The following is a 5,069-nucleotide window of genomic DNA, read 5'->3' as shown; positions in this document are numbered from 1 at the left end:
GCATAAGCGCAACTTCAAAAAGCCTGAGCGAGGGACTTAGGGTGTTGACGGGATCCCTCGCTGACGCCTTGCGCTACCAAGAAACAATGCCCCACACAAAGCCGCAACTTAAAATCTCACGCGCCGCAGTCTGATTGCCCGCCCGCGCGGCTTTTACAGCGCCCTGCAGAATCCCGGCTCTATTGATTCAGTTGCTCTTGAATCACTTCGCTTGACGCCCGTGTGCCCATGGCGCCCCACAGTCCAAATGGGCTGGGGGAACCGGCTGGCAGGTAACCGGCTTGACGGCGAACCATCGCGCTTTGCTGGTTGCCCGACTCGATCGAATCGCTGATGAAAATCACAGCGCCGTCACCCATCAACACATGGCAACCGCCCTGGTGTCGACTGCTTGGTGGCAACACGCCTTCGTTGTGATGATTCCATTGCATGCACAATTCGGAATTGGGTGGCGAGATCGTTGACATCGCTGAATACAACGGTCGACCATAGGCCCATTTGAATCCGCGCCGGTCTTGGGTCCCACCCATGCCCGTGCTGTCGATCAATGTCAGGTCCCAAAATCGCGGTCGTTGCGCACTGACAAACACGCCGCATGACTCCACGCCGCCGGCCCCTGAAATTTCGTTGTTGCCGGTGACCCCGCCGCCTTGGCCCAGCGGCGACCGAGCGGGCTGAGTACGAATGTCTCCGTCGCCCAAATCCGTGGTGATCTCGCCGGCGCAGACCGTATTTGAAAGTCCGTCCAGAATATCGCGAAACTTCATTTCACGACGCGAAACAAACATCCCACGACAGGCAATCATCGAATTCTGTGCCCAACCACTGTTGGGCCCCGCGCCGTTGAATTTGTTGTCATTCCATGGACCGGTGTGTTGGTGATGCGTTGCATCGCCAAGACTGGCGGCGTAGTTCGTGCGCCCTTGCGAGGGCAATCCAAATCCCGGATCACTGGGGCAGCGCAGCGTAGGAATATCTGTCATCCACGGGTCGTAGGCCACTGTGTTTTGGTGACCCAATGAACGGCGTGGATCAGGGCCCATCGCAGGGATCAGCGGTGCCGCTCCGTCTTTGTCCGGATCATAGGGATTGGAAATCGTGTCCCACAGTCCTTGTTGTTCCATATAAGGAATCAATCCGACCAACCAACTGATCTCAAACCGATTGTGCGCCGTCGCAATCTCGCCGGCTGCGGTTGCCATCGGGTTGGGCGTTCCTGAATTGATCACATTCGTGGTTCCACTCATGTGCTGCGGAATCTGTTTGAACGCCGAGTGATAATTGTGGACTGCCAACCCAACCTGTTTAAAGTTATTACTGCAACTCATCCGTCGCGCCGCTTCGCGCGCCGCTTGAACGGCCGGCAATAGTAGGCCGACCAAAATCCCAATGATGGCGATCACCACCAGCAATTCGACCAGTGTAAAACCGATCCGAGTCCGCGAAGGTTTGATCATCACACTTCCGTTTGAATAGAGAATGATAAGGGTTGAAATCGCCGCGCGGTCAGTCGTCTGCATTCAAATCCGTGTCATCGCCGTGCTCATCCAAATAGGAAGACAGTTCGTCTTGGTCGGCCACCGTTTCACCGGAACCCGACCCGCCGCAACCAGTTGTCAGCGGCAAACAAACCAATGTGAACAAGAAGAGCTTAGAAATAGCGTTCATCGACACACGCTCAACGAAGACAAGGATGGCGTTGAAAATTGCGCTACGGTGGCTGAATTGACCCTCATTCAGCCCTGACGGTCCCCGCGGCCCACATTGTTAAACCGCCTGTCGAAGGATTTGGTTATGCCAGGAACTGTCGCGAGAGCCAGAAATCTTTGCTGTGATCGCGCACGCCCGGCTCAGACCTGCTGCGAAACTGGCCAAAGGTTCACTGGTCGATTCGGGTTGCCATTCGGTCCCCAACTTTGGCGTACAGTTCGCGTTGCTGCGCCGACTGTGCCAGCAAGTCATCGTCAAAGCGGATGCTGCCGGGTGGAAAAATCACGATCGTCGATGAACCGCCGAAGCGGAAATAGCCTTTCTCGTCACCTTTGCCAACCGTCTGGCCGGCTGAATAGGTCTGGCAAATTCCGCCGACACAGGTGGCGCCGATTTCCAACAACAGCACTTTCCCAAACGAGTCCGTTTCTAACTCGGTCAGCACACGTTTATTGGTTGCCAGGATTTGAATGTTTTGACACAGTGCGATCGGGTTGACCGAATACAGCGGTCCATTGATCAATCGGGCTGGGCCGGCAACACCGCCCGCCGGAAAGTGGAACCGGTGATAATCCACCGGACACAATCGTGACAACAATAAGCTGCCGTTGGCATATTGATCCGCCAATTGCTGGTCATCCAATAGCGTTGGCAAATCAAACATCTCGCCTTTCACAAACAGTCCATCGCAACGCGACAGATCGGGCACACACAGGTGGCGCCCATCGGCCGGAAACACCACTCGCGACGGATCCGGGTCGATCGGCCGCGCAGAGGGTTTCAAACGCCGGTAAAAGAAGGCGTTGAAACTTTCAAAGTCGTCGGCGGCACGAACGAATTCGCTGGCATCAAGCTCGTATTGCTCGATGAACGGTTGGATCTTCTCACGCGACGCCGGGCGATCCATCCGCCAACCGTACCAATGTGAAAACCAAGCCCGTTTGACCAGCGCCTCCAAAGCGGCTTTGCCTCCGATAGTACCGTAGGTCCACCGCAAAAACGCGTCGCCGTACACCTTTTCCACGCTGGACCTATCCAGGTATCGGTCGTGGTAAACTATTTCATCCATGTGCCTTGACCGTCTAACTTTGTCCGTGTGCGTGTGTGCGGATTACAGCCATCTGCCGAGTGGGCAATGCGATCGCAGCGGATGGCCAGACGATCAAGTGTCGTGCAACCACCGTCGTTTGTCATCCACCCCAATCGGCGATTGCAGGAAACCTCAGGCCCGTGAACGAAACGCCCAATCCCTATCAAGCTCCGACATCCATCCAACCGGAAGCGTCCTGGTGGGAGAAACTGCGTCAACGATTCTTCACAGGGCGTTTGCCACACGTCCCAAACTTTCTGGGTGGCGACGCGATCCTGTTCGAAGGCATCGCGTACTTTATCGACCCGAATGAGCCGGCGGTGATTTATGCCGCGTCGCCGTCGACGGATCAAAGCGACCAACGGATGCAATTGATCTGTGCCGAAGCGATTTGTTTACTCCCAGCGTTTGTCGGCGACTATCCTGAGCTGCAATCGACCATCCACGGCAGAAAACTGACGGTGCGAATGATCGATCGTTATGCTGATAAACAATCTGAATACCAGCGACAGATGGAAATGAACACCGCTGTCGTCGAAGCGGCGTTTCTGTCCCAACGTCAATTCAATCCATCCATCCCATAGCGGATATCGAGCAATGATCACAAAACAGCGGCCCCGTTCCAGATGGGCAACTCTTGCAGCCAGGAAATTGATTTTGCTGGTGCTGGTCTTGTTGTTGTGCTGCGCCGACAGTGACTTGTTGAACGCTCAAGTCGTTCCCCCAGCGGAATCGGCTGCAACGACGCGACGTCCCAACGTGATCCTGATCATGGCCGACGATGTCAGTTGGGAGTGTTTTGGATGTTATGGCGCACAGGATTATCAGACGCCGAATATTGATGCGTTGGCTGCCCAGGGGATTCGTTTCAATCATTGCTATTCGACGCCACTGTGCACCCCGTCGCGCGTCAAAATCATGACGGGCAAGTACAGCTTTCGAAACTACACCCACTTCGGATACCTCAATCCCGCGGAGCGAACATTCGGCCAAATGATGAAGTCGGCTGGTTACAAAACCGCCATCGCCGGCAAATGGCAACTCAACGGTCTGTACCACAGTGCGGCAGGTGCCGACGACAACACACGTCCGCTGCAAGCCGGATTTGATGAATACTGTTTGTGGCAACTAACCCGAGCCAAGGACGACAAGAACGGCGGCGAACGATTTTGGAGCCCGCCGCTGGAACAAAACACACAACTGCTGAGCAAGCAACAGAACGAGGGCAAGTACGGCCCGGACTTGATGTCGGACTTCCTGTGTGATTTCATCCGCCGCAATCAAGAACAACCCTACTTTGTTTATTACCCGACGGTACTGGTGCACAACCCGTTTGTCCCCACGCCGGACACCATCGGCGACGCCCCACGCACTCATGACGCCAATCGGGCACCCAAGAACAAGGCAGAGCAGAAAGCCAATTTTGTCGCGATGGTCAACTACCTGGACAAGATCATCGGCAAGCTGGTCGACACGGTGCGTGAAACCGGTCAATTGGAAAACACGTTGATCCTGTTCACCGCCGACAACGGGACCAACAAATCCATCAGTTCACGTTGGCAGGGACAAACCATCCACGGCGGCAAAGGTACGACCACTGACATGGGCCATCATGTGCCGTTGGTGGCCTATTGGAAAAACCACACCCCCCAAGGCGTCGTGCTAGAGGATCTGATCGACTTCACCGATTTCTATGCCACACTTGCTGCATTGGCCGAACCGCAACAAACCGCCGCCGATCCCACCGACGGACGCAGTTTCTTGCCACAATTGCGTGGCGAACCGGGGAACCCGCGCCATTGGGTACTAAATCACTATCAACCCTACTGGGGCCAGTTCAAGGGCACTCAATATGTCCGCGATCAAGACTTTAAACTGTATCGGAGCGGAGACTTTTTCAACGTTCCCAACGACCTGTTGGAAGCCAACCCGTTGCCGGCCAGTCCGCTCAACTCCGCCGCCGAAGTCGCCCGTGCCAAGTTGCACCATGTCCTAGAAACCGCGCCCCCACCGCCGCCATTGAAAGCCGGCAAGCAGGCGAGTGAGCGGCCAACCTATCCCGATTGGAACACCTTGGCCGATCCCAACGACTAAGCAACAGTGGCGGTTTGCTCGCTGCGCTCACAAGACCTGACCCTAGGCTAGGCTGTCGAACGCCGTTGGCGTAATGAGACCGCAACCACAGTCAAAAACGTCGCCACATGGTTTTCCACGGTTGCGGTCGCTGGCGTGCCGCTGCGGAGACAGGCCTGCTCGTGCTAGCTCAAGA

At 55.7% G+C, this 5,069-nt stretch carries 5 protein-coding genes; 2 read left to right on the top strand and 3 right to left on the bottom strand.

The window, feature by feature from the left end; all coding sequences use genetic code 11:
- Positions 1 to 179: 179 nt before the first annotated feature.
- From NHH03_RS25700 to NHH03_RS25690, 3 genes are all read right to left on the bottom strand, one after another.
- On the bottom strand, positions 180 to 1,457 hold the full coding sequence (locus NHH03_RS25700; protein ID WP_253161181.1) for a DUF1559 domain-containing protein: 1,278 nt from the start codon (positions 1,455 to 1,457) through the stop codon (positions 180 to 182).
- A gap of 49 nt (positions 1,458 to 1,506) precedes the next feature.
- Positions 1,507 to 1,668, bottom strand: coding sequence for a hypothetical protein (locus tag NHH03_RS25695; protein ID WP_253161178.1), 162 nt, complete (start codon positions 1,666 to 1,668; stop codon positions 1,507 to 1,509).
- 211 nt (positions 1,669 to 1,879) lie between these two features.
- Positions 1,880 to 2,779 carry a phosphatidylserine decarboxylase gene (locus NHH03_RS25690; RefSeq protein ID WP_253161176.1) on the bottom strand — a complete coding sequence of 300 codons (900 nt, stop codon included), beginning with the start codon at positions 2,777 to 2,779 and terminating at the stop codon, positions 1,880 to 1,882.
- Positions 2,780 to 2,940: 161 nt separating this feature from the next.
- Here NHH03_RS25690 and NHH03_RS25685 point away from each other — a divergent pair, with 161 nt between their 5' ends.
- The gene (locus tag NHH03_RS25685; protein ID WP_253161174.1) at positions 2,941 to 3,384 is read left to right on the top strand and encodes a hypothetical protein; all 444 of its coding nucleotides are present in this window, start codon (positions 2,941 to 2,943) and stop codon (positions 3,382 to 3,384) included.
- Positions 3,385 to 3,463: 79 nt separating this feature from the next.
- Positions 3,464 to 4,894, top strand: coding sequence for a sulfatase-like hydrolase/transferase (locus tag NHH03_RS25680; RefSeq protein ID WP_253161172.1), 1,431 nt, complete (start codon positions 3,464 to 3,466; stop codon positions 4,892 to 4,894).
- The last annotated feature ends 175 nt before the right edge of the window (positions 4,895 to 5,069 follow it).

The sequence above is a fragment of the Stieleria tagensis genome, from assembly GCF_024129865.1.
Taxonomy (GTDB): domain Bacteria; phylum Planctomycetota; class Planctomycetia; order Pirellulales; family Pirellulaceae; genus Stieleria; species Stieleria tagensis.
This window is presented reverse-complemented; position numbering and strand designations above follow the sequence as displayed.

Bases quoted from the DNA above. Each gene is read 5' to 3' on its own strand.
- NHH03_RS25700 (WP_253161181.1), bottom strand. From the start codon at position 1,457: ATGATCAAACCTTCGCGGACTCGGATCGGTTTTACACTGGTCGAATTG.
- NHH03_RS25695 (WP_253161178.1), bottom strand. From the start codon at position 1,668: ATGAACGCTATTTCTAAGCTCTTCTTGTTCACATTGGTTTGTTTGCCG.
- NHH03_RS25690 (WP_253161176.1), bottom strand. From the start codon at position 2,779: ATGGATGAAATAGTTTACCACGACCGATACCTGGATAGGTCCAGCGTG.